Source organism: Hydrangea phyllody phytoplasma (genome assembly GCF_036985185.1).
GTDB lineage: Bacteria > Bacillota_I > Bacilli_A > Acholeplasmatales > Acholeplasmataceae > Phytoplasma > Phytoplasma asteris.
Genome location: NZ_BSDA01000006.1, coordinates 1 through 23,998, shown reverse-complemented (window position 1 = coordinate 23,998; position 23,998 = coordinate 1). Strand labels below are relative to the sequence as shown.

Below are 23,998 nucleotides of genomic sequence, written 5' to 3'. Positions count from 1 at the left end.
CAAGCAATTGGGATTATTACTCGTGAATTGAAAAAATTAGCAATGGAAATACAAATTCCTATTATTGCTTTAAGCCAAATGAACCGCGCAACTTTAATGAGAGAATCTAAAATCCCTAATCTTTCAGATTTAAGAGATTCAGGTTCAATCGAACAAGATGCCGATATGGTTATGTTTTTGCATCGCGAAAGTTATTATGAAAAAGACCCATTTACAAATGTTGTAGAAGATTTTACCCAATTTATTGTTGCTAAAAATCGTTCAGGTAAATTAGGCCAATGTTACTTTAATTTTGATAAAGAAATCCAAAGAATCAAGGAAAAGTAATGTTAATTTCAGAAAAAATTTTATCTCAAATCAAACCTGATAATTACTTTAAATATCCTTTTAATCAATATATGCAATTAAATCATCAAAGTTTGAATCATTATTTTCAAATTACCAAATCAACTTCCCAAAAGCAAAAAGTACTGCGTGGCAAAATTAATGAATACCTAATTTTAATTTATTTTCGGCATTATGGAATCACCAAACAATATCCTCAAACATATTTATTTTTCATTCCTGATATCAAATTTGATTTAGTTTTATTTACCCAAAACAAACGCATTATTGCCTTCAACTTCAAAACTTGCCTTCGTGAACGTTATAAACAAGCTATCATCGAAGCCCAACAACTAAAAAAACTTGATACGCGTTTTGAATATTATTTGTTAACTAATGATGCTATCGAATCTCAAAGACTCAATAATAAAATTAAAAACGGCAAAGTCCAAGGAATTAATCAAGTAATTGATTGTTTTTCTCAAAAAGCCAATATCTTCTTAAAAACCTTATTCAAAAGACAATTTATTTCTTTTAAAGATATTAATTTAATCAAAAATACGAAAGGAAATATTAAAAATGTTTAATAAATTAATAGTTTTTGAAGGGTTAGATGGAAGTGGCAAAACTACTTTGATTAATAAATTAAAAAATTCTTTAATCAATAAAGGAAATAAAGTAAAAGTTTTTCAAGGTTTGGGAAGTAGTTCTATTGGAAAAGAAATAAGAAAATTGTTTTTACATCAAAGAAAAACAAGTCCAAAAACTAAATATTTTCTTAGTTTCGCCAACATGATCCAAGTTCAAGATGAACTGATAATCCCCAATTTACTCAACGGTCATTTTGTTTTAATTGACCGTTGGTATGGTTCCACTTTGGCATATCAAAGCAATGATGTTGATTATGATGATGAAATAACATCAAAAATTATTAATCAATATTTAATCAAACCTCAATTAACTTTCTATCTAGATATTGACCCCCAAATTGGATTACAACGAAAACAAAACCAATCAAATCATAAATTAGATTTAATTGAACAAAAACCATTAAATTATTTTGAAAATGTGCGTCAAAATTATTTAAATCAACAGGGCGCAAATATACGATATAATGGAGTAATTTAGTCAATTACCAGGATGGAAATGAAGTCCTGAGGTCATATAAAACCAGCAATGGTGTCGGTTGGTTAAACGAAAGAATAACCAATTACAGCAGACATAAAAGCGAAATGAGCCGAATTAACTAGGCAAGATGTTCTCGCAAGACCAAGATAATCATGGATAAGGTTGCAATACCCTAATTGGAAAAGAAATGTCGTAATTTAAAAACCTACCACGAAAGTTAATGACACGTGGAGATGTGAAACCTTAAAGGAATAAATGTTGTGTTCCTTTAATCCATTTTTCATAGCTGTTAAATCAGTAATTCACATAACATTCCTGGCTATTAATACGCCAGTATAACCAAACCTAAAATTATCAGACACATTATAGACGGAAATTTGAGAATCCTAAAAACCAGTTTCAAAACTAAAGTAGGTTTAGACCTATGGTTCAAGGATAAAGAAGCTATTCAGTAGTTGATAGAGTAAAACTAAATTTGGAATAATTTAGTAAATCGCCTATCCAAGTCGAGAGTTAACGACTCTTAAAGAGCGAAAGTAGCTAGTAATTATAGAGAACAAATCACGAAATCAGTAGTAATACTGACTAGTTCGCGAAAGCGATATAATTATGGCAAGCCGTATGCCTGGAAACTTGCTCGTACGGTTTAGATGGGGACCAGTTTGTAATAAGGTTTAGAAAGACGAATCCTAAACCGAAACGCATCTGATTTATCCATATTAAATACTGTAATGATGCAAATTGTAAACACCAAAATTGCAATAGTTTTCTATTAGACGCAAACAACCCACAAAAAGAAAATTTAGAACAAATTACTCAAATATTAATTAACAAAATTACATTATAAAAAAGGAGAAATCAAAAAAATGACAAAAAAAGAATTAATTAAAAAAATCGCTTTAGACAGCGAAACTTCTGTAACTAAAACAGAAGAAATTTATCACATCTTCGAGAATGCTCTAATCGAAGCAATTACATCCAACGAAGAGGTAGTTTTATCACCCCAACTTGGTAAATTCATTTTAAAAAGCCAAAAAGCCCGTTTAGGACGAAATCCCCAAACAGGTAAAAAACTAAAAATCCCTGCTAAAACAGTTGTTAAATTTAAACTATCTACAAACCTCAAAGATAAAGTCAAAACCCTTAAATTAAAATAAAAAAGAAAGTTGTTTTAAAAAAATGGAAGAACTCAAAAAACAATTTAAAATATTTTTTTATGTAACTAGTATTTTTCTTTCAATATTCACTACTTATTTATTAACTCGTCAAATTGGTTTAAAAGAATGTATCAATTCCCAAAGCAAACATTTAAAAGAAAAAATTAATCAAATTAAAGATAATGTTGATGATGCTAAAAAACAAACCCAAGAACATTTCGAGAAAACACATAAAAAACTGGATGAATTAATAGAAAAACTTGATAAAGAAAATAATAAGGAGAATGAATAATATGAGCGACGGCATGACAGAAGCATTCCGCGGAACTTATTTCAAATCCCGCAATTCCCAAACCAAAAAAACCAATAAATATAATCAACCAAAAGTGAAATGGCTTAATTTAGACCGCCCCAATAAAACTTTTAAAAACAAAAAGAAATCGTTTAAAAAACGAAGAAAAGTTATTAAAGATTATTAAGAAAGGTAAAAAAATATGTGGTTATTTTCAATATTTGCAACAATTAGCAATTTTATTCTAAATTATACCAAAGGATTTAGCACTACCGAAATACTTGAACGAAGAATGGATGGAATCCAAACAACGCTTTTCACTATTCTTATTGTTTCTGGTTTCAAACCTATTTTTAAATTAATTACAAATATTATTGTTTTTATTAAAGATTTAGTTGTAGCTTTCTTTTTCCCCAACAAAAAACTAAAAAACTTAGAAATTAAAAGTGCCAGACAAGAATACCTAGAACAAGAATTATTACAAAAAATAGATAAAATCAATGCAAATCAAGAAAAACTCCAATCCCAAATAGAAGCACAAAGAGTTAAAGTTGCGAAATGGAAAGAAAAAAAGCAAGAAAAAAACAATTAAAATCGCAAAAGAACAATCCAATTAATGAAAAGGAGGAAGAAAATGAATGATCTAAATTTCGCCATCGGATTTATCGTTGGCGCCCTATTCACAACTGCTTTAATGTTTATCATTAAAAAAATATTTTTTAATTTTCTACCATTGCCAGAAATCAATAAAAAAAATGAAACACAAAAAGAAAGTAAACCCAAAAAATCATTTTCAATTATTCCAAATCCAAATAACGAATCAAAAAATAATTTAGAAAGTGAAAATAATTAAATGAAAATTAAAAATTTAAATCAACGAACTTCTGAGTGGCATAATCATCGCAAAAAATATATCAATGCCTCTGAAATAGGAAGTATTACAAGGAATGATAAATTTAGAAGTTTAGAACAACTAGTACATGACAAAATATTCGGAGCACCTTTTACTAGCAATAAATACACCGAACATGGCATCAAAACTGAACCAATTGCACGTATTTTCTTTGAAAAAATAACTAACTTAAACTTCCCTGATGCCATTTTTACTGACGATACATTAGATATGTTTTCTGCTAGTTTAGATGGTTATAATCAACAAACTAATACTTTATTAGAAATTAAATGCCCTTTTATAGAAAATAATAAAATTTCTGCAACTTGGAATCCATTTTTTTCAAATAAACAGGTCCCATCTAACTATTGGGCTCAAGTTCAATGCCAATTATTTTGTAGTCAAGCTAGATTTGCTTATTTTCTGGTTTATTTTAATGACACTAATTACCATGTTGTAAAGATTTATAAGGATAAGAATTTCATCCAAAAAATGATTGCAGATTGTCAAAAATATTTAGAATTATTAAACCACTCAAAACAAGAATTATCCCAAACAACTTATTTAAAAAAACTAAGCAAATTTAACCAATAAAAATCAAAAGAAAGGAAACTTAATTTAAAATGAAAAAAACAAAAAAAGTTATTAACACAAAAAATATTCGAACTAAAAGATATTTTTTCAATCTCTTTTTACTTTTAACAATGATAATTTCAATTATAGGAGGAGTTGGTTATTACTTTATTAAAAATAATAATAATCCCATTTGTGAAATTATTGTCAACAAACAAACTTTTTTACAATCAAACAATAATGATTGTTTTGATGATGATAATAACAAAATTGAACATTTAAACGAAGAAATAACTATTAAAAATGAAGAATTGAAAGATTCTAATTTATCTTCCCAAGAAAAAAAAATAATAGAAGAAATTATTAAATTGAAAAATCAACAAAAAGAAGAATTAAAAACTGATTTATTATTAAAAAAATTCTTGAAAAAATCTAAAGAAGAAATTTTAGAAATTGATAATAAAATAAAAACAACAAATCAATTGGAAGAAAAACATTTACTTACAGAAACAAAACTACTTAAAGAAAAAGAAATTATTAAATATAAAAATTTATTAAAAGATAAAGAAATAAATATTGTGAATATTAAACAATTAGAAGAAAAATTAGTTCAACCTGGTTTAATTAGCACAACTAAGACTGCTTTAGAAAACCAAAAAATCCAAGCTCAAAATAAAACCAAAAACATCAATGAACAAATAACTAAAAAAACAAATATCATTAATTTACAAACCAACCTTAATGCCATTGAAAAAGAATTACAAGACCCTCAAATTTCTTCTGAATTAAAACAATATTTAATTAAATATAAAGAAAACACCCAAACCAAAATAACTAATTTAGAACAACAATAAAATAAATGATTACATTAACATTTATTGAAAAAAACTTTATTTGTTTTGTTTGTATTTTAATTGGTTTTGGATTTGCAAATATTATTTATCAACCCCCAAAAAATGATTTTGTACAACCCATTAATTCAACAAATAATTTAAAAGAACAAGAAATATTATTTTTGCCTATTAAACAACCACCCAATAAAAAAGCAGAATTAAAAAATATTAATTCTGTTTTTAAACCTTCATCTAAAGAAATAGATAATTATTTTTATGATAAAATCATCCCCATCAAAGAAAAAGAAATAAATAATATGAAACTTTATAATGTGTTTTTAGGAGAAAACAGCGATAGAAAAGATGCTTTAGGGTGGCTTCATCATCATTTCCCCAACAAAACTTTTAAAAGTAATTTTAGTTACGCCCTTTATAATGATAATTCTTTAAATAATGAAATTAATTTTCAATACCGCATTAAAGAGCCACCCCCTAAAGATTTTTTATTAGCTTATTTTGATGGAGGAACTAGAAATGGCACCAATAACGTTTATAATTTAGAAGATTTAACCCAATTGGGTAATGGTGCTTCTAATTTGTATTTTTTTTGGAGTAATAACAAACCTTATATCTCAGAATCAACTTCTTTTGCTCCTGAAAATTATCATTTAGAAATTATATATGATAAAGGAACTAATTTTGGTGGCCCTAGTTATTTAGCAATAGATAAAATAATTATTAAAGATATTCAAAAGGATAAAATTGTAGCTGTTTACCCAATTAATTAAAAAATTGAAGAACCTTTTTATATTTATAATTATGATTTTGTTCTAAAATTTCCTTATTATAATTATATTCAAGAAGGATTATTATGGTCAAATAATCATATTAAATCTTTAAAAAAGATTGATTTATATGAAAAACGTTCTGGACAACATCGCACTTTATATTATGATGTTGAATAAAAAAAGAAAGGAAAAAAATATGAAATTAAAAAAAAATTATTTAACTTTTTTGGGTGTTTGTATTTTGGCAGTTTTGGGGTTATGGATTTACGGTTTTCTTTTCCAAACTCTCAAACAAAATGATTTGCCGCAAAATAATTCGTTAACATCTCAAGAAAACCAAGAATTAGATGAAGTATTTAAATATCTTGAAGAGTTAAAACATAATAATGAAATTCAAATCGAAGAACAAAGAAAAACCCTTCAACAAATACAACATTTAGACCAACAAATTAAATTAAATTTAGACATAATAAATGATTTTAATATAGAAGAAAAAAACTTAACAACACAAAAAGAAACAAAAGAAAATAACCTCAAAAACAAAGACTTAAAAGAAGAAGATAAAACCAAATTACAAGAAGAAATTAACTCTTTAACCCAAAAACTCCAAGAAAAAAAAGATAAAAAAGAATCTATTCATAAAAAAACTTTAGACTTAATCGAACAAAAAAAACAATTATTAACTACAAAAAATAATAACCAAGAAAAAATTCAAACTATTACTTCTCAAATCACCAAAACTAGTAAAAATTTATTTATTAACAAAAAACTTCAGATTTTGGAAGAAGCAATGGTTTTGAATAACGCTAATAAAAACATCATTAAAGATTTAATGATTCAAAACAAAGATAATGTTAAAGAATTTCAAAATTTAAAAAGTTATGATTTGTTTTTAGGTGGTCAATTAATCAAATTTGATAAACAAATCAAACAATTACAAGAAGAAATTAAAACTTTACAAAATAACATTCCTTTTCACCCTCCAAAACAACAAGTTATGTTTTCTGATGTCTATGGAATGAAACAAGAAAAAGAAGAGTTAGAAGATTTAGTAGAATATTTTCAAGACGACAACATTTCTATGGTTAATTTTGACAAATTAATTCCTAGAGGATATTTATTATATGGTCCTCCTGGTACTGGGAAAAGTTTTTTAATTAAAGCTTTATGCAATGAATTAGGAATACACTATATTGAATTAGAACCTTCAAAATTTGATAAGACTTACGTTGGTGAAGGAAACGAAGAATTAGAAAAAATATGGCAAGAAGCAGAAAATCATGATAAAACTATTATATTTATTGATGAAATTAGCGGACTTGCCAATCGCGAAGATAACCAATCTAACAAAACAAGTATTAATATTGTTAATAATTTATTAACTAAATTAGATGGTTTTAAAAGAAGTGATAAAAAAATTGTCTTAATGGGCGCTACCAATCATTTAGACAAAATTGATAGTGCTTTAAGAAGTAGATTTAGCAAAGAAATTAAAATTGATTTATTAAAAGATGATGAAATTGAAGGATTTTTACAATTTTTAGTAACTGATTATCAAATTAGTTATCACACTTACCTTCATTTAAAAGAAATTGCTAATAGATGCAAAGGCAAAAATTATTCTACTAGAAATTTAAAAGAAAAAATAATTGATAGTGCTTATATTAAAGCCAAAAAATATAAACGTAAAAACCCTAATCATGAAGTTATGTTAGCTTCTGATTTGGATGAAGCTATTAATATTTTCCAAAATATTAAACTTTCTGACATTGAAAAAGAATCTAGAAGAAAAGAATGTGAAGATCAATATGTAGAATGGAAAAAAGGTTTGTTAAAATACTTAAATTCACCTAAAGATAATACTCAAGTAAACATAAAATACACCTTCTATGGCTTAAATGGCTTAGGCAAGGGACAACACCAAGAATATGAACCAACTGACATCCCACCTTTTTACAAAAATCCTTTCAATAAATGGGATTTTAAAAACGACCGAATTGATTATTTTGGCACTTTTAGAGGCCAACAAAAACGCGGAGATTCACAATTCACGGTATCATTAATCCCAAAAACAACCAACTACACTATAGAACTCAACTACGAAGGACCAAAATGGCTAATTGAAGAAGATAAAGATTTTTTCATAGAAGAATTTAAATGTATTGAATTTGAAAGTATTGAAAACTTTGATGGTAAAATTAGATACAAAAACTACTATCTTCACTTCAATCCAGTCAAAAAATACATTACCCTTTATACCAAGAAATTTAATATTAAAGAAACTGAAAATAAATAATTAGAAAGCGAGTAAAAATAATATGGCTAAAAAAATAATTATCACCAAAAAATCCCAACCAAAAAAAACAAATATTAAATCAACAAAAATTAAAAATACAAATAAAAAAATATTAGCATCACAACCAAAAGAACCAAAAAAACAATCCAAACTTCAAAAAAATGTTGTTAAAAAAAATAAAATAACTAACCCTTCAAAAACTATCATCAAAAAAACTATAAACCAACCAACTCCAAAAATTACTTCCTCCCAAAAGGTTATTATTTCAAAACCAAAAATAAAAAAGAATCTTATTAAAAAGATAAATAAAAAACTAACCAACCCAAAATTAAAAAATACAAAAATTCAAGAAAAACAAGAACATTGGTTTAAAAGAATCCTCAAATCAATTAGAAATACTATTATTGTTATATTACCCTTTATTTTAATCGCAGTTGCTTTATGGTTTATTATTACTAATTTTTTCCCTGAAGCGGCCGCTAAAATTGGTCCAGTTGCTAAAGCAGCTTGGGCAAAAACTAAAGGTTTTGTTAATTGGATAAATGAACAAGGAACAAATTTTCTAAAAGGGTTAGGATGCTTACCAAAAGTTGCTAGTTGGATATTTAGTGGTATTATTATCACAATTGGCCTTATTTTAGGGCTAGCTTGTTGTGGTATTCCAGTGATAGGACCCTTTATAGGGATCCCAATATTAATTGCAACAGCTATTTATACAGGAATAATTGTTTGGGATAATCAAACAACCCCCAAAGAAGATTCCCCGCCAAAACCCTTAGTAGAAGTTTATGATCTAGATGCTATTAAAAAAGAAGAAGAAGCGAAACTAAAACAAGAGTTAACAGAATATGCAACCGAATTACAAAAACAAGGTAAATCATCAGAAGAAATCGAAAAACAAACCAACAATAAAAAAGAAGAACTATTACAAGATCTTCAAAAAAAAAAAAAACAACAACAAATAAATCAACCGAATTAAAAGATTATAATCAATCCCCTCAACAACCAATTCATAAACAAAACCCAATTACTAATAAAACAAATACCAAAAGTTTATTAAATCCTAACGTTCAACAACAAGTAGATAAAATATTACAACAAGAAAAAGAAAAACAAAAGATTTTAGAACAAGAAAAAGAATATTTAAACATCAATTTTCAAGCCCAACAACTAGAAAAAACATCTCTTGAAACCAAAATAATTGAATTGAAAACCAACATTAGATCTAAAGAAACAACATTACAAGAAACTAAAGATTTATCTGATGAACAAAAAGCTAAATTACAAGAAGAAATTGCATCAATTAAAAATAATATTAAAAATCAAAAAGATCTAATAATAAAAAAAGATAATGAATTAGTTGCATCAAAAGAAAAAATATCAATTTTAGAAAAACAATTGGCTTCTAATATTCAAGATGTAGAACAATTAAAAGCAGAAATTACCAAAAAACAAGAACAATTAAAAGAAAAAGAACAAAAATTAAACGAACAAAAAGACTTATCAGCAAACGAAGTTAAGCAATTAAATGAAGAAATTAATAATTTAAGAAATAATATTGAACAAAAACAAGTAAATTATCAAGCTCATTTATTAATTAAAGAAGAAGAAATCAAACAATTACAAGAAAACGAAAAAAACTTAAAAGAACAATTAACTAAAAAACAAGAAGAAACCACAAACCTAAGAGAACAACATGTAAAAACTTTGGAAGAAATCCAAAGACAAATTACAAATTACAAAAAAACCGTTTCTGAACTTGAAAATGAAAGCCAAAAACTAAAAGAACAAATTATAAAAAATAATGAAAATGCAAAAGAATTGCGAGAGAAATTAAAAACTAAACAAGAACAAATAAATACTATTAATCAAGAAATAGGCAATCTTTCTGGAAAAGAAACCTCTTTACGTCAGGAATTAAGTATTTTAAATTTATCTTATGATGAATGGGCAAAAACAGGAATCAAAACTTATGAATCAAGGGTAGCAAAAATAGACGGTTACAAAATAAGGCATTACTATTCTCCTGTTCCTTTCAAAGTTACCATTACCCCAGAATTATCAGCCAACAACATGGAGGAAGCAAAACTGAATAACCGCCTCACAAAACAAAACACACATATAATATCCAGCACTCCCATATTCATTAATGAGGGCCAATTTTATTCTGTCCGCCTTGTATTTTGGGACGATTTATTTTATTTCGATAAGCCATCGGGAAAATATGAAACATTTAATAATTTATCAAATCAATTAAGTTGGAAATTTGAATTTGATCATGATGTAAGTACTACTCCACCACCAAAAGAGCTTAATAATTATCAGGACAATTTGCAACAAAAAACAGCCGATTTGAATGCAATTACGGGAAAATTAGGTAACAAAAAACAAGAATACGAACAAGAACAAAAAGAATATAATAATTTAATTAACAACCAACAACCCGATGATACTTTACAACAAGAACTAAACAATAAAGAAACCCACATAAAAACATTAAAAAATGAAATGCAACAATTAGAAACAAAAGAAAAAGGTTTTAGAAAAGAAATTGATGAATTAAAATTAGAAAACAAAAATCTAAAAGAAAAATATACTAACGATTTAAACAAAATCCAACAAGAACTAAATACATCTAAAATTGAAAACGAAAAACTTGAAAAAGAGATGAAAGAGATACAAGATGAATTAGTTAAAAACAATAATGCTGATGAAGTTTTGGTTAATCAATTAAACACAAAACAATCTCAAATAAAAGAGCTAAATGGTAAAATTAAAAACTTAGAAATAAATGAAAATCAATTACAAACAATCATCAAACAAAAAGATGAAGAAATAAATCAACTACAACAAACTATTAAACTTCAAGCCCAAGAAATCCAAAGATTAACAATTGAATTAGAACGTCAAATAGATCTTTTCGCCGAACAAGGTAAAAAGATTTTACAATTAGAAGGAACAATTAAAGCCTTAGAAGATGCTAATAGTGGCTTAAGTGGAACCAACAAAGAATTACAACATCAAATTGAAAAATTAAAACACGAATTAGATGAAGAAAAACAAGCCCATAAAAACACCAAAATAACTTTGGAAAAAAAATAACTGAATTAAAATCCAAAGGATCTAAGTTGAAAAATAAAAAAGGAAATTTAGATGATTCCTCTAAAACTTGGAATAAAACTGTAGATAACACAATAACAGCAGTAAACATCGGAGGAGCTACATACTCAGGAGCTAAATCAGGAGCTATAATAGGTTCTGCTTTGGGCCCTTGGGGAACTGCAATTGGGGGATTAGTAGGTGGTGCAATTGGAGGTGTGACTACTGTAGTTAATAAGTGGGATACAGTTAAAAAATGGTGGCCTTGGTAAATATTAAAAATAAAGCTATCTAATTTAGTATTTGTGATAAAATAAGTTTGTTAGTTTTTGTATTATTTAGTAATTAGTAAAAAAACGAAAAAAAGGAAATTAATAATGTATATTATAGGAATAATAGTTATTTTAAGTTTAATTGGGGGGTTATTTGTGGTGGCTCCTTTATGGATATATTTTATCTCAAAAAATGTCAATAATAAATTAAATAACTTAGAAAATATAAAAAAACAAATTGAAATTAATCAAGAAAAATTAAATCAAAAAATAACTGAATTATCAAATAATAAAGTTTTATCACCCCAAGATAAAACTTTATTACAAACTGAAATAAATTCAATCCAAACTGAATTAAATCAACAACAAACAGATTTATTACAAATCCAATTTTCACTTGGCAAATTAAAATTAAAAAATTTTAAAAAAACTAATCCCAAAAAAATTATAATTATATATTGTGTTATTATGTTAAGTATAATTGCTATTTTTGGAGGTTTGATATTTTTAGATAATAAATACGATATAGCAAATAAAAAACCTAAAATTTATGATATTCCCGAAGTCAACACTGAAGTAAAAGAAGAATATTTTTACGGTCATCAAATTCATGAACAATCCCCAATTGACAAAAAATATCCCATACCTTCAAATGAAAAACCATATTTAGGTTCTGATGGAAAAACATGGTATTTATATAAAAATTCACGCGAAACTCTTCAAGGTACACCAATGATTGATATAAAATACACCTTCTATGGCTTAAAAGGCTTAGGCAAGGGACAACACCAAGAATATGAACCAGCTGACATCCCACCTTTTTACAAAAATCCTTTCAATAAATGGGATTATAAAAACGACCGAATTGATTATTTTGGCACTTTTAGAGGCCAACAAAAACGCGGAGATTCACAATTCACGGTATCATTAATCCCAAAAACAACCAATTACACTATAGAACTCAACTACGAAGGACCAAAATGGCTAATTGAAGAAGATAAAGATTTTTACATAGATGAATTTAAATGTATTGAATTTGAAAGTATTAAAAACTTTGATGGTAAAATTAGATACAAAAACTACTATCTTCACTTCAATCCAGTCAAAAAATACATTACCCTTTATACCAAGAAATTTAATATTAAAGAAACTGAAAAATCATTAAAACCAAGAACAAGAGGATAAAAACATATTAAGATCAACTTAAAAGTTGGTCTTTTTAATTAATTTAAATGAAATGTGATATCTCCTTAAATAAACAATCAAAATTTTAATTTTAAAATACCCCCCCAAATCAGGAATGCCTCTTAAACGCATTATTTTGCCTCTCTCGCTTTGATTTAAATACAATTAGGGAATTACCCTAGGATTGATTTAGACCCCCTTTATATTCAATTTAGCCTCTAAGTGACCTTCAAAAACCCTTGTAAATACGTACTTTTATTTTTTACAATTTTGGCATAAATTAAAACGAATCATTTTTTTAACCTAATTTAGACCCCCTCATTTGAGGGGGGGATATTTTTTTTATTTTTTTCACTTTTTTCCATTTTTTATCTCTTCTGTCATCATTTTCGCTAGTGTTTATGGTGAGCATTTTGCCCTTTAACCCCGTTATTATATGGCACAACTACCCCAAAATTAAAAACTCCGCATTATTGTGTAAAAAAATTTAATCCATGTCGTTTTATATGCAACTTTTTCTTTTTTTCGGCCTATATATATAATGGTATGTTTCTAATAAGGTTAACCCCGTGGGTAAACCTAAACCCCAATTCAAAACAGCCTTGGAGGGCTTTTTGAATTGGGTTATAATAATTAATACTTAATTCGGGGTTAACCTTATTAGAAACATATATCATTAATATTATTTTATTTAATATTAAATAAAATAATATTAATGATACTAATTAAATATAAAAACTCTTGATAGGTTTTTATATTTAATTAGTATATATAAATTTATTATAATATATCATAATTTATAATGTTTAAATGAAATATATTATCTAAACATGTGCCCGTCAAATTTAACAATTTAACGGTCAAATACCCCCCCTAAATCCCCTAAAGGGGACTTCATAAGACAGGGGGTAATAGTTAATTGTAATGTACTTCGGCTGGCCGCCTACTTCGCTCTGCTCGTCTTTGAATACTAATCATATTATATAATAATTTAATAAATATATTTTAAAATTAATTTTTAATGCATTTTTTAGTTATAATTATTTTTGTAATGAATAAAAAATATTAAGATAATTGGGGTTAATGATGCAAAAATTAAAGAAAAAAATAAAATTATTACAAAATATGGTTTCTCACATTCAAACTATTAATAAAAAAATAGTTTTTAAACTGGTTAAACAATTTGCAAAAGACCTAAATTTAACTACCATTTTAAAAACAATTCGTATTAATCGAAGTACTTATTATTATTGGCTAAAAATTGAAAAAAAGTTAAAATTAAAAGAAACAAAACATTTTTTGCAACAACAACGTATTCAAACTTTATGTTTACAACATGAATATTTTTACGGTCATCGTAAAATTACTGATTTATACCAAGAAATTTTTAATGAATTTATTACTAAGAAAAAAGTTTATCTTATCATGAAAGAAAATAATATTTGTTGTAAGTTAAGGCCTAAAAAAAATAAATATTATTATAAAAATTTAGAATCTAACCTCAAAGTAGTCCCAAATTTAATTAATCAAAACTTTACTACCTCCCAACCCATGAAAAAACTATTTACCGATATTACTTATTTTCCCACTCCCCAAGGATTTATTTATTTTTCGTGTATTATTGATTCTTTTAATAATCAAATTATTGCCTCCCACACTTCAAACCGACAAAATAAAGAATTAATTTTAAATACAATCAAAAAAATTCCTACTTTAAAAACCCCTTGTATTATTCATTCTGACCAAGGTAAAGTTTATCAATCTCTAAAAGTACAAAAAGTTTTAACTAAAAAAGGGTTTTTAATTAGTATGTCTCGTAAAGCAACCCCACGTGATAACGCTGTCATTGAAAATCTTTTTGGCCAGATGAAAAGTATTTTATCCAACCAACATCCCTTTTTATTCCAAAAAACACCAAGTAAAATCAAAAAAATTATCAACCAATTCCCTTCTTTTTGGAATAATAAATGGTTATTAACTAAATTAAACAATTTATCTCCTTTGCAATATTTGCAAAATATTTAGAAAACATTTTTTAAAAATATAAATTCATAACCTTTTTAAAAAGGTTGTTTTGTTGTACATTTTTTTCTATAAAAATCAAAAATTCCTCATAATCTCGTAAAAAAATTTAATCCATGTCGTTTTATATGCAACTTTTTCTTTTTTTCGGCCTATATATATAGTGTAGGGATAAAATATTTAAAAAAAATATCTTTTGAAACTAGCAAATTATGAAAAAACATTAGACACTTTTTAAGTGTAATGAAATTATTTGTTAATTTGAAAAGATATGAAATTATCTATTTAATTTTAAGTCTTAAAGAGTAATTTTGAAATAAAAATATGTCTAAAAAAACGGAACAGTTCACAATCCATTATATTGTTACAAAATACTAAACTAGTTTTGTTCCTTGAAAAAGCCCCAAAATAAATAAAGACCAACTTTGAAGTTGGTCTTTTTATATTATCATAAATATTTAGTTTTGGGAAATTTAGTCTTGATTTTAGTAAAAATAATATTTATAATTTTAAAAAACTAATTGTTATTTTGTGTTTGCAAAATTTTGAAAAATAAAATACAATATCAAAACAACAAATAATAAAATAAATATTACAAAGAAAAAAAATAAAAAACTATTGGTTACATTAGAATTATTATTTTGAGAAGTATCAGAATCACCACCAGAAGTATCAGAAGAACCGGAACCACCTGAAGGAGTTAAAGGATTTTGATCTTTTAAAATATTAAATTGAGTATTTAATTGATATACATGAACTTTTTGATCTTTTAATTTGTTAATTCCACCCAATTGGTCTAAAGCTTCTTGTACTTTTGCATCTAAATTAGATGATTCATCAGAAACACTGCTTTTTGAATCTTGTTCATATATTGCATCATTTAATGTGGATATTGATTTCATATATGAAAAAATATTTGTAATTTTGTCTAAAACATTATCGTACTCTTTAGAAACTTCTCTAAATTTTAATGTTTTTTCTGTCAATATTTCAAATGATGTTAAAATACTATTAACATCTGTATTTAATTTTTGTACCCAAATATATATTTGTTCCAAATAATCAATTACTTGTTGTTGGGCTCCTACTTCTTTTTTTTTAATTAAACCTAGGATATTTATAAAAATGGGATCATTTAAATATTTTTGAATTTCTGTTTGATTATTAACTGCTAATTGATTAATTTCAGTTTTGATTTGAGTAATTATCGCGATAGAAACAAAACGCCTTAATTATTAGCTAATAATTAGGTTTTTTTGAGCCTCGCACAACACCGTACAAGCAAGTTTCCAAGCATACAGCGTTTATATAAAATATATTTCTTCTTTCGCCTTGTATTTGGTTTTCCCAAATTCCTTGGTAAGTCAGTCCACTTATGCATTCCAGCTAAGCTTTGAATTTCTTACGACTACTACGATTCTGCTTTTTCCTTGAGACTAAACACTTAAGTTTATTTTAGATGCTTTTATACTTTTAGCAAATAACTTTTAGGAAGATAGAAGTTACTCTAATTTCTTACCTTAATAGTTTTAGGAGAGATAACCACAATTAATATACAAAAATAAAAAAAATTATGTGGTTGTGGTGGTTTTAGGTTTAGCAATTTTGCTTGCCGCTTAAATCAATAAGTGTTAGTAAATTTTATATACGCAAAAAATATATAAACTGCCCTAAAATATAAGGTATCAACTGTTTTTTCTTATAGCTACTGCCCGTTTTTTTCTCTTAGGCTTATTGCAAAGCTTTTCCATGACTATTTTCAACTCGCAAATCCAAACGATAAACAGTTTCTCGTTTTTTTGCTTTTATTTTCTGCTATAATCTATCTTGCTTTCACAAAATAGACCAAAAATATGTTGTACTGCATTACTAATTGCAGTTGTAAATGGTTAATTTACTAAGAAATTAGGCATCTTTCTCGCCCTTTTGCAATAAATCTTGACATTGTATTTTTATTTGTTCTGTTTGATTCTCTTTAGTTTCAATTAGAGTTATCACGTTTTCAATATCATCATCTTGGTCAGCAAAAATTAAATAATTGTGATTTAAAAATAGCAAAATAGCCCAAAAGCCAGCAAATATTAACAGTTTTGCTTTATTTTTTTTGAGTTTTACCATAATTTATATATCACCTGCTTTCTTTATATGATTTTATTTCCAACTTAACATTGAAATAAAATTTAAAAAATTAAAAAGGCAAATACAAAAATAGAAAATAAATAAATTTTAAAAATCATCTTTGTAGAATCATCAAAAAATGTATTTATTCTCATGCTAATTATAACACAAATTAAAGTTAAAAAATGTAATATTATAATAAAATCACTGCATTTTATTCAATTTTAACAAACTAAATCTCGATTAAAAATTAATTAAATATTAAAAGAATAATGAATTCAGGTCATTTTAAAACGGTTTTTTAGATACAAAACATTTAAAGTATGATATAATAAACCTACAGGATGATAGTTACTTTAAGTTTGTATATTTTAATTAGGAGGTTTTATAATTGTTAAAAAAATCAGTTAAAAACAATTATTTAATTTTCTTGATAGTAATTACATTTGTGTTTATTTCATGTTTCTTATCAGCATTTATTCCAAGTGCTTTTGCAGATGACAAAAAAGATCCAAAAGAAAAAACAACTCCTGTATCTGAATCACCACAATCACAAGGACCAAAATTAGAGGTAGAAAATTATAATTTAGTTCAAAGTGTTCAAGATTCTTTAAATACAAAAACATCATTATCATGTTCTTACGTGGCTTACAAAACAAAATTATATTTAAAAACCAAAAATCCTAAATCTCAATCTGAAGTTGGAACACTTGTAGAGTTTCTATATTCTAGCGTTCTAGGAGTTGATTATTGGGAAGATGTAGAAGTAGAAAGTTTTGATAAATGCACATATGATGATGATAATACAAAAGCAAGTTTAATAAGCATATTAACAAGTGTTTTTAAAGAAGCTAAAACACTTTTAGCCAATGTAGATGAATCTTGTCTTCCTTTAGTAGAACAATTAAGTGATAAACTTTTTGCAAGTTGGATACAAGATACAATAAAGAATCTTTGGCCAACTAAAGCTTAATAAAAAAATATTAAAATTATAAATTAAATTATTGAAAACAACCATTTACGGCATTCCCGTAAATGGTTTTTATTTTATCAATTTCATTTAACAAAAATATCAAAAAACAATAATTATGTAAAAAAAACACCATCACCAAACAAATAATGTGTTATAATAAAGACATTAAAACTTAAATGAAATATTTTTTCTTTTGAAAAAAATTAATAAATTCAATAACTATTAAATTAACTAATTCACAAAGTGAATTTTAAAAAATATTATGAAATTTATTATCTTACATCAAAACCAAAGAAAATAACAAATAATTTAAGTAAAATTGTATAAAATTATATCAAAAAATACAATTAAATATACAAAAAAGGAAGAAACTGTGGAACGATCCTATGAAAAACTGCTATAATTTATTTATAAATAATCTACCCTCATATTGGAATGTAATTTGTACTACTATAACCCTTGCTTTTTTAGGAACATTAGGGGCTTTTTTGTTATCTTTATGGCTCCTTTATATCAAAGGAATCAGAAAAAAGAAACGGATAAGATTTTATGAGAGATATTTTTACAAAACAATAGATATTATCTTATATTTTTATATCTTTTTTGTTAAAAGTGTCCCTATGATGTTACAAGCAATGCTTGTTTTTTATGGACTTAGAAGAACTGGTTATTTTGAATGGTTAGAACCTTTTCAAGCCGCACTATTTATCCTTATTTTTAATTCTTGCGCTATGTTAGCAGAATTTATGATTAAAAATATGTCCTTTTTTGACCCTGGTCAAATTGAGGCATCCCTAGCTTTAGGAATGACTCGCAAGCAAGCTTTTAAACGTGTTATATGTCCTCAAGTAATCCATCAATCTTTACTGCGAATTATCAATGAATTTATTCTAAATATCAAAGATATTTGTGTTTTTTATGTAATTACAGTTGTAGATATTTTTACTTTTAGCAAAAATAATTATAGAACATCAAATAATTTTGGTTTTTTAATCAACGCATCTTTAATATATATAATTTTAATTTTCATCTCTTCTTATCTTTTAAAAAAATTAGAAACCAAATTAGGTAATAAAAATGCATAATATCATCGAAATTACAAATCTCCAAAAAAAATATGGCACTAAAGTTGTTTTAAAAGACATTAATTTAAAAATCAAACAAAACGAAATTATTACTTTAATAGGGCCTTCAGGAGCTGGTAAATCTTCTCTTTTAAGATGTCTTAATTTATTGGAAGAACCTGATTTTGGCACTATTTTATTTGAAGGCACAAATATCTTAAATCCAAAATATAATGTGTATAATTTAAGAAAAAAAATTGGCATGGTTTTTCAACATTTCAATTTATTTGCCCACAAAAATGTCTTGAATAATTGCACTTTGGCACTCACAGAAGTATTTAAAAAAAGCAAAGAAGAAGCACAAACAATAGCACGCGAAAAATTACAAAAAGTAGGACTCTTAGATGTAGCATCTCAAAGCATTCAAACACTTTCAGGAGGACAAAAACAACGGGTTGCAATTGCAAGAGCCTTATGTATGAATCCAGAAATAATTTTATTTGATGAACCTACCGCTTCTTTGGATCCACAATTAACTAAAGAAGTTCTTGATATTATGACTAATTTAACTCATGAAAAAATAACTATTATTTTAGTAACTCATGAAATTGCATTTGCTCAAAAAATTTCTGATAGAATTGTTTTTATGGCAAATGGCATAATTTTAGAAGAAGGTACTCCACAACAAATCCTTAACAACCCTCAAAGTGATAAATTAAAAACTTTTCTCAAAGATGCTTCTTTTAATAAATACAAATGATTCAAAAATAATAAATTTAAAATAGGCAAGCCAAAAATAAAAACTATAATCAAAAAAATATTAAATAAGGTGTTTTAATAAAAACGAGTAAATAACAAAAGTGATAATTTTATAATTGACTAAATAAATATTATAAGTATAATTTTTTTAATTACAAAAACTTTTATTAATAAAAAACATAATCCCAAAAGAGGTAATAAAATGAAACAGAATAAAAATTTAATTATTAGTTTAGCTGTTGGTGATTTTGTAATTTTAGGCATAATAGGAGGAATTGTATGGTGGCAACTAACAAAAGATAAAACAACTACTCAAACCACCCCAACCGAAGAAATTGCATTAAATGGCGATTTAGTAGTAGGAATGGAACTTAAATACGCTCCTTTAGAATGGTTTACTATGGGAAACAACGAACAATACAAAGACCAAATACATCCTGTTCAAGGAAAAAAAAATGGATTTGCTTGTGGTTATAATGTAGCAATTGCTAAAAAATTAGCTAAAAAATTAAGTAAAAAATTAATTATTAAAAAAATAGATTTTGATGGATTATTTAATGCTTTAACAAGTAATGAAGTAGATTTAGTTATTGCAGGACATACCAAAACCCCTGAAAGAGAAGAAACAGTTGCTTTTTCAGACCCTTATCATTTTGGATCAGTTAAAGTTATCTTACACAAAGATTTAGTAGTAAAAAAACTTGCAGATTTAAAAGAAAAAAAAATAGCTTACCAAAAAGATTCTGCACACGAAAAAAAAGCAAAAATGATAAGCGATCATCCTCAAGAATTACAAGATTTAAATGCTTTTAATTTAGGATTGCTAGCAAAAACAATTGATGGTTATATTTTAGAATCTGATGTTGCAGAATTATTTATATCAAAAAATCCAACATTAGCAAAATCAATTCCAAACATCGATAACCAATTAATGGAAAAAATCAAAGAATATTATGACTCAAACCCTCAACTTACAAAAGAAGAATGCCAAACTTTCCAAAACACCAAACAATCACATATAGCAATCAAAAAAGAAAATGAAAAATTAACAAAAGAGGTCAATAAAGCATTAGAAGAACTACATTTTACACAAGATAACCAAACAACTCAAGCATTAAAATTAAAAGTTGTTCAATATGCAAAAGATGAAAATGCTAATTTATAATAATGTCAAATATTTTTAATTGGTTTAATTTATTAAAAAGATTATTAAAAATATATTATCCATTATATAAAGAAGGCTTTGAAACCACATTTAAAATTGCTTTCTTTGGTACCATAGGAGCTTTTATAGTATCTTTATGTGGGCTTTATATTAAAGGAATCATAACTCTTAATAAACATACAAAAATGAGTTTAAAAAAACAATATTTCTTTAAAATACTTGATAAAAGCATTAATGTTTATATTTTTATTATTAAAAGTATTCCTATGATGTTGCAAGCAATGTTTTTTCATTTCGGACTCAAAGGAACTGGTTATTTTAAATGGTTAACTCCATTGCAATCTGGTTTATTTGTAATTATTTTTAACTCAGCTGCTTATCTTGCTGAAGTTATGATTAAAAATATGGAATTTTTTGACTCTGGACAAATTGAAGCATCATTATCTTTGGGGATGACACAAACACAAACCTTTAAAAAGGTTGTGTGTCCCCAAGTTGTCCGTAAATCTTTATTAAGAATTTCTAATGAATTTATTGTTAATATCAAAGATAGTAGTGTTTTTGGAGTTATTGGCATAAATGAACTTTATAATGCAGGAAGCACAGTAAACGCATCTGTTGCAAGTGCAAATGCAAAAATATTGGCTTTAATAGTGCCTGTCTTTGTTTATTTAGTTTTGGTGTTATTAGTTTCTTTGTTATTGAAAAAAATAGAAAAAATAAGTGATAGAAAATAAAATTATGTTTTTGTACATAATTTTATTTTTCCATTTGTTTATATAATATTAATAGTGAAAGTGTAATTTAAAAAAGTATATAAATATTATTAAATATTTTGCTTTAATACAACAAAGATAAAAAAAGATAAAATATTTAATAATGTAGATATATTTATAAAAAGTTCAATCATAAAAGAGAGGTAAAAAATGTCTTCTAATAAAACAAATATAAAAAAAATAAATTCATAAAAATTGATTCTGGAGAGAAAAAACCTCCTAAAAGTCTAAATGGTAAATACCCAATAATGGGAGGAAATAAAAAAACATATTCAAAAGGTAAAAGTGAAAGAGCAAATCAAAACGCAGGAACCATAACCATAGGAAGAGATAGCGGATATGTTCATTATCACGAAAAACCTTTTTGGGCATTGAGTAATTGTTTTATTATAAATAGAAAAAATATAAAAGATTTAGAATATCAAACTTTATATAAATTATTACAAAAAAATCAAAAAGGCATTAAAAATTTAAAAAACTTAAATAAAAAAGGTAAAAATATTAAAACCAAAGATTTAGAATTTTTTTTGAACAATATATTAAATGTTTTTTTAAGTAATATTTCTTTGCAAAAATATTTTACAATTAAAAATATTCACGGAGAACATCAAAAACATGAACCATCTGGCAAATACTTATGGAACCCATGGAGGAAAAGGACAAAAAAAGGAATATTGTAATAAATATAATACAGTCTCTTATAGCGTAATAATTACAAGAGGAGGAAAACAAAAAAATATTTGTTATCACAATGAACCTATTTTTGCCACTAATAATTGTTTTGTAATGATGTGTAAAACCGAAACTATATGTAAACATTTATATAACTTTCTAATACAAAAACAAGAAGAAATTAATAATTTTAGTTGTGTCCTGAATGCAAATCCATATTATATGGGAAGTAAAAATGATCTGCTTTTTTATCTACAAGATTTTCCTTCATATTTGGAAAATTTAGAAAAACAAACCAAAGAACCTAAGACTAAAGAAATAATAGAAAAAACAATCAAACAAATAGATAAAATAAAAAAATGAACTTTTAGGACGCTTGGAACAAATCAAAAATGTAGACGAATGTTAATTTTAAGTTGTATTTATAATTTATATTAATAAAAAAACCACCCCAAAAGGTGGTTTTAATTTTATATTCTGTAGTCTCATATGGAAATAATTTTAAAATAGTTATAATATTTAATAAAAGACAATATAAAAAGATAAAAGTAGCCTTTTTGGGCTACTCATTTGTTTATTTGGCTTAAGAAAGATATAGTTAAAAAAATAAAATCAGAAAATAATATGGTGGCTCCGGACAGAATCGAACTGTCGACACGAGGCTCTTCAGGCCACTGCTCTACCGACTGAGCTACAGAGCCTATGGCGGTCCGGACGGGACTTGAACCCGCGATCTCCTGCGTGACAGGCAAGCATGTTAACCACTACACCACCGGACCAATTTTGGTTGCGGGGATAGGATTCGAACCTATGACCTTCGGATTATGAGCCCGACGAGCTACCAAACTGCTCTACCCCGCGGTATAATATTTAATTGATGGCGGAGGAAGAGGGATTCGAACCCCCGCGTCCTTTCGGACCTCTCAGTTTTCAAGACTGACCCCTTCAACCGGACTTGGGTATTCCTCCAAAAAAATGGTGGACCCGGTAGGATTCGAACCTACGACCAACCGGTTATGAGCCGGTATCTCTGACCAGCTGAGCTACAGGTCCATGGTAGCGGCAGAGGGATTCGAACCCTCGACCTCACGGGTATGAACCGTACACTCTCGCCAGCTGAGCTACACCGCCATCATTTTAAGATTAATATATTAATGTTAATGTTTTTATGGTGGAGCTTAGCGGGATCGAACCGCTGACCTTCTGTGTGCAAGACAGATGCTCTTCCAGCTGAGCTAAAGCCCCAAAATGGTACCTGGAGTCGGACTTGAACCGACACGGCTATAAACCATGGGATTTTAAGTCCCACGTGTCTACCGATTCCACCATCCAGGCAAACATATAAACATTTTTTGTATTTTATATAAAAATAAAAAAAGAAAAAGAAAGATTAATAAAAAGTGGTATCCCGTGAAGGAGTCGAACCTTCGACACCTTGATTAAAAGTCAAGTGCTCTACCAGCTGAGCTAACGGGACAATAAAGTGGTGCCAAAAACAGGAATCGAACCCGTAACCTACTGATTACAAATCAGTTGCTCTACCTATTGAGCTATTTTGGCAATAAAATTATTGTTTTTCTATAAAAAAAGAATAAAAAAGATAGTAATTG

General features: G+C 26.5%; 25 protein-coding genes, 10 tRNA genes and 1 pseudogene. 24 read left to right on the top strand and 12 right to left on the bottom strand.

Annotated elements, in window-relative coordinates:
- From AACP42_RS02645 to AACP42_RS02565, 17 genes and pseudogenes are all read left to right on the top strand, one after another.
- A partial coding sequence (locus AACP42_RS02645; protein WP_339332572.1) for a DnaB-like helicase C-terminal domain-containing protein occupies positions 1-327 on the top strand: 327 nt, incomplete at its 5' end.
- Positions 327-911, top strand: a complete 585-nt coding sequence (locus AACP42_RS02640; RefSeq protein WP_249402833.1) for a hypothetical protein — start codon at positions 327-329, stop codon at positions 909-911. The genes AACP42_RS02645 and AACP42_RS02640, both read left to right, overlap by 1 nt.
- Positions 904-1,452 (top strand): dTMP kinase, encoded by a 549-nt coding sequence (tmk, locus tag AACP42_RS02635; RefSeq protein ID WP_212775619.1) that lies wholly within the window; start codon positions 904-906, stop codon positions 1,450-1,452. The genes AACP42_RS02640 and tmk overlap by 8 nt, the downstream gene beginning before the upstream one ends.
- An 866-nt stretch (positions 1,453-2,318) precedes the next feature.
- On the top strand, positions 2,319-2,609 hold the full coding sequence (locus tag AACP42_RS02630) for an HU family DNA-binding protein (RefSeq protein ID WP_212775620.1): 291 nt from the start codon (positions 2,319-2,321) through the stop codon (positions 2,607-2,609).
- A 22-nt stretch (positions 2,610-2,631) separates the two neighbouring features.
- Positions 2,632-2,901 carry a hypothetical protein gene (locus AACP42_RS02625; protein WP_212775621.1) on the top strand — a complete coding sequence of 90 codons (270 nt, stop codon included), beginning with the start codon at positions 2,632-2,634 and terminating at the stop codon, positions 2,899-2,901.
- 1 nt (position 2,902) lies between these two features.
- On the top strand, positions 2,903-3,088 hold the full coding sequence (locus AACP42_RS02620) for a hypothetical protein (RefSeq protein ID WP_212775622.1): 186 nt from the start codon (positions 2,903-2,905) through the stop codon (positions 3,086-3,088).
- 15 nt (positions 3,089-3,103) lie between these two features.
- Positions 3,104-3,543, top strand: a pseudogene (locus tag AACP42_RS02615) (hypothetical protein).
- Positions 3,536-3,754, top strand: a complete 219-nt coding sequence (locus tag AACP42_RS02610) for a hypothetical protein (RefSeq protein ID WP_339332309.1) — start codon at positions 3,536-3,538, stop codon at positions 3,752-3,754. Before AACP42_RS02615 ends, AACP42_RS02610 begins: the two are co-directional and overlap by 8 nt.
- Complete coding sequence (locus AACP42_RS02605) at positions 3,755-4,387, top strand: YqaJ viral recombinase family protein (RefSeq protein WP_212775585.1); 633 nt, start codon at positions 3,755-3,757, stop codon at positions 4,385-4,387.
- A 29-nt stretch (positions 4,388-4,416) separates the two neighbouring features.
- Entirely contained in the window at positions 4,417-5,220 is an 804-nt protein-coding gene (locus AACP42_RS02600) for a hypothetical protein (RefSeq protein WP_212775586.1), read from the top strand.
- A gap of 5 nt (positions 5,221-5,225) precedes the next feature.
- Complete coding sequence (locus tag AACP42_RS02595; RefSeq protein WP_249402825.1) at positions 5,226-5,987, top strand: hypothetical protein; 762 nt, start codon at positions 5,226-5,228, stop codon at positions 5,985-5,987.
- 196 nt (positions 5,988-6,183) lie between these two features.
- Positions 6,184-8,283 (top strand): AAA family ATPase, encoded by a 2,100-nt coding sequence (locus AACP42_RS02590; protein WP_339332571.1) that lies wholly within the window; start codon positions 6,184-6,186, stop codon positions 8,281-8,283.
- Between the two features lie 22 nt (positions 8,284-8,305).
- The gene (locus tag AACP42_RS02585; RefSeq protein ID WP_212775588.1) at positions 8,306-9,262 is read left to right on the top strand and encodes a hypothetical protein; all 957 of its coding nucleotides are present in this window, start codon (positions 8,306-8,308) and stop codon (positions 9,260-9,262) included.
- Positions 9,263-9,489: 227 nt separating this feature from the next.
- Positions 9,490-11,385 (top strand): hypothetical protein, encoded by a 1,896-nt coding sequence (locus tag AACP42_RS02580; RefSeq protein ID WP_249402826.1) that lies wholly within the window; start codon positions 9,490-9,492, stop codon positions 11,383-11,385.
- 26 nt (positions 11,386-11,411) lie between these two features.
- Positions 11,412-11,654 (top strand): hypothetical protein, encoded by a 243-nt coding sequence (locus AACP42_RS02575; RefSeq protein ID WP_249402827.1) that lies wholly within the window; start codon positions 11,412-11,414, stop codon positions 11,652-11,654.
- Between the two features lie 105 nt (positions 11,655-11,759).
- The gene (locus AACP42_RS02570; RefSeq protein WP_339332570.1) at positions 11,760-12,839 is read left to right on the top strand and encodes a hypothetical protein; all 1,080 of its coding nucleotides are present in this window, start codon (positions 11,760-11,762) and stop codon (positions 12,837-12,839) included.
- A 1,086-nt stretch (positions 12,840-13,925) separates the two neighbouring features.
- On the top strand, positions 13,926-14,864 hold the full coding sequence (locus tag AACP42_RS02565; protein WP_425311174.1) for an IS3 family transposase: 939 nt from the start codon (positions 13,926-13,928) through the stop codon (positions 14,862-14,864).
- A 521-nt stretch (positions 14,865-15,385) separates the two neighbouring features.
- Here AACP42_RS02565 and AACP42_RS02560 read toward each other — a convergent pair.
- Complete coding sequence (locus tag AACP42_RS02560) at positions 15,386-15,919, bottom strand: hypothetical protein (RefSeq protein WP_212775601.1); 534 nt, start codon at positions 15,917-15,919, stop codon at positions 15,386-15,388.
- An 847-nt stretch (positions 15,920-16,766) separates the two neighbouring features.
- Positions 16,767-16,979, bottom strand: coding sequence for a tengu-su inducer (locus AACP42_RS02555; protein WP_212775600.1), 213 nt, complete (start codon positions 16,977-16,979; stop codon positions 16,767-16,769).
- Between the two features lie 391 nt (positions 16,980-17,370).
- Here AACP42_RS02555 and AACP42_RS02550 point away from each other — a divergent pair, with 391 nt between their 5' ends.
- From AACP42_RS02550 to AACP42_RS02520, 7 genes are all read left to right on the top strand, one after another.
- Entirely contained in the window at positions 17,371-17,952 is a 582-nt protein-coding gene (locus AACP42_RS02550) for a hypothetical protein (RefSeq protein ID WP_212775599.1), read from the top strand.
- A 386-nt stretch (positions 17,953-18,338) separates the two neighbouring features.
- Complete coding sequence (locus tag AACP42_RS02545; RefSeq protein ID WP_212775598.1) at positions 18,339-19,037, top strand: ABC transporter permease subunit; 699 nt, start codon at positions 18,339-18,341, stop codon at positions 19,035-19,037.
- The gene (locus AACP42_RS02540) at positions 19,030-19,776 is read left to right on the top strand and encodes an amino acid ABC transporter ATP-binding protein (RefSeq protein ID WP_283241829.1); all 747 of its coding nucleotides are present in this window, start codon (positions 19,030-19,032) and stop codon (positions 19,774-19,776) included. Before AACP42_RS02545 ends, AACP42_RS02540 begins: the two co-directional genes overlap by 8 nt.
- Positions 19,777-19,977: 201 nt before the next feature.
- The gene (locus AACP42_RS02535; protein ID WP_212775597.1) at positions 19,978-20,940 is read left to right on the top strand and encodes a transporter substrate-binding domain-containing protein; all 963 of its coding nucleotides are present in this window, start codon (positions 19,978-19,980) and stop codon (positions 20,938-20,940) included.
- A 2-nt stretch (positions 20,941-20,942) separates the two neighbouring features.
- Positions 20,943-21,677 (top strand): ABC transporter permease subunit, encoded by a 735-nt coding sequence (locus AACP42_RS02530; protein WP_212775596.1) that lies wholly within the window; start codon positions 20,943-20,945, stop codon positions 21,675-21,677.
- Positions 21,678-21,904: 227 nt separating this feature from the next.
- Entirely contained in the window at positions 21,905-22,396 is a 492-nt protein-coding gene (locus AACP42_RS02525; RefSeq protein ID WP_308437385.1) for a restriction endonuclease subunit S, read from the top strand.
- Positions 22,332-22,751, top strand: coding sequence for a hypothetical protein (locus tag AACP42_RS02520; RefSeq protein ID WP_212509241.1), 420 nt, complete (start codon positions 22,332-22,334; stop codon positions 22,749-22,751). Before AACP42_RS02525 ends, AACP42_RS02520 begins: the two co-directional genes overlap by 65 nt.
- A 262-nt stretch (positions 22,752-23,013) precedes the next feature.
- Here the strand turns inward: AACP42_RS02520 and AACP42_RS02515 are convergent.
- The 10 genes from AACP42_RS02515 to AACP42_RS02470 form a co-directional block, all read right to left on the bottom strand.
- A tRNA-Phe gene (locus tag AACP42_RS02515) sits at positions 23,014-23,089 on the bottom strand.
- Positions 23,090-23,091: 2 nt separating this feature from the next.
- A tRNA-Asp gene (locus tag AACP42_RS02510) sits at positions 23,092-23,167 on the bottom strand.
- Between the two features lie 5 nt (positions 23,168-23,172).
- Positions 23,173-23,249: transfer RNA gene (locus AACP42_RS02505), tRNA-Met, on the bottom strand.
- Between the two features lie 17 nt (positions 23,250-23,266).
- Positions 23,267-23,357, bottom strand: a tRNA-Ser gene (locus AACP42_RS02500).
- A 7-nt stretch (positions 23,358-23,364) separates the two neighbouring features.
- Positions 23,365-23,441, bottom strand: a tRNA-Ile gene (locus AACP42_RS02495).
- Between the two features lies 1 nt (position 23,442).
- Positions 23,443-23,519 (bottom strand) — tRNA-Met (locus AACP42_RS02490).
- Between the two features lie 38 nt (positions 23,520-23,557).
- A tRNA-Ala gene (locus tag AACP42_RS02485) sits at positions 23,558-23,633 on the bottom strand.
- 4 nt (positions 23,634-23,637) lie between these two features.
- Positions 23,638-23,723: transfer RNA gene (locus AACP42_RS02480), tRNA-Leu, on the bottom strand.
- Between the two features lie 66 nt (positions 23,724-23,789).
- Positions 23,790-23,865 (bottom strand) — tRNA-Lys (locus tag AACP42_RS02475).
- A gap of 7 nt (positions 23,866-23,872) precedes the next feature.
- A tRNA-Thr gene (locus AACP42_RS02470) sits at positions 23,873-23,948 on the bottom strand.
- Between the last annotated feature and the right edge of the window lie 50 nt (positions 23,949-23,998).

Bases quoted from the DNA above. Each gene is read 5' to 3' on its own strand.
- AACP42_RS02640 (WP_249402833.1), top strand. From the start codon at position 327: ATGTTAATTTCAGAAAAAATTTTATCTCAAATCAAACCTGATAATTAC.
- tmk (WP_212775619.1), top strand. From the start codon at position 904: ATGTTTAATAAATTAATAGTTTTTGAAGGGTTAGATGGAAGTGGCAAA.
- AACP42_RS02630 (WP_212775620.1), top strand. From the start codon at position 2,319: ATGACAAAAAAAGAATTAATTAAAAAAATCGCTTTAGACAGCGAAACT.
- AACP42_RS02625 (WP_212775621.1), top strand. From the start codon at position 2,632: ATGGAAGAACTCAAAAAACAATTTAAAATATTTTTTTATGTAACTAGT.
- AACP42_RS02620 (WP_212775622.1), top strand. From the start codon at position 2,903: ATGAGCGACGGCATGACAGAAGCATTCCGCGGAACTTATTTCAAATCC.
- AACP42_RS02610 (WP_339332309.1), top strand. From the start codon at position 3,536: ATGAATGATCTAAATTTCGCCATCGGATTTATCGTTGGCGCCCTATTC.
- AACP42_RS02605 (WP_212775585.1), top strand. From the start codon at position 3,755: ATGAAAATTAAAAATTTAAATCAACGAACTTCTGAGTGGCATAATCAT.
- AACP42_RS02600 (WP_212775586.1), top strand. From the start codon at position 4,417: ATGAAAAAAACAAAAAAAGTTATTAACACAAAAAATATTCGAACTAAA.
- AACP42_RS02595 (WP_249402825.1), top strand. From the start codon at position 5,226: ATGATTACATTAACATTTATTGAAAAAAACTTTATTTGTTTTGTTTGT.
- AACP42_RS02590 (WP_339332571.1), top strand. From the start codon at position 6,184: ATGAAATTAAAAAAAAATTATTTAACTTTTTTGGGTGTTTGTATTTTG.
- AACP42_RS02585 (WP_212775588.1), top strand. From the start codon at position 8,306: ATGGCTAAAAAAATAATTATCACCAAAAAATCCCAACCAAAAAAAACA.
- AACP42_RS02570 (WP_339332570.1), top strand. From the start codon at position 11,760: ATGTATATTATAGGAATAATAGTTATTTTAAGTTTAATTGGGGGGTTA.
- AACP42_RS02565 (WP_425311174.1), top strand. From the start codon at position 13,926: ATGCAAAAATTAAAGAAAAAAATAAAATTATTACAAAATATGGTTTCT.
- AACP42_RS02555 (WP_212775600.1), bottom strand. From the start codon at position 16,979: ATGGTAAAACTCAAAAAAAATAAAGCAAAACTGTTAATATTTGCTGGC.
- AACP42_RS02545 (WP_212775598.1), top strand. From the start codon at position 18,339: ATGAAAAACTGCTATAATTTATTTATAAATAATCTACCCTCATATTGG.
- AACP42_RS02540 (WP_283241829.1), top strand. From the start codon at position 19,030: ATGCATAATATCATCGAAATTACAAATCTCCAAAAAAAATATGGCACT.
- AACP42_RS02535 (WP_212775597.1), top strand. From the start codon at position 19,978: ATGAAACAGAATAAAAATTTAATTATTAGTTTAGCTGTTGGTGATTTT.
- AACP42_RS02530 (WP_212775596.1), top strand. From the start codon at position 20,943: ATGTCAAATATTTTTAATTGGTTTAATTTATTAAAAAGATTATTAAAA.
- AACP42_RS02520 (WP_212509241.1), top strand. From the start codon at position 22,332: ATGAACCATCTGGCAAATACTTATGGAACCCATGGAGGAAAAGGACAA.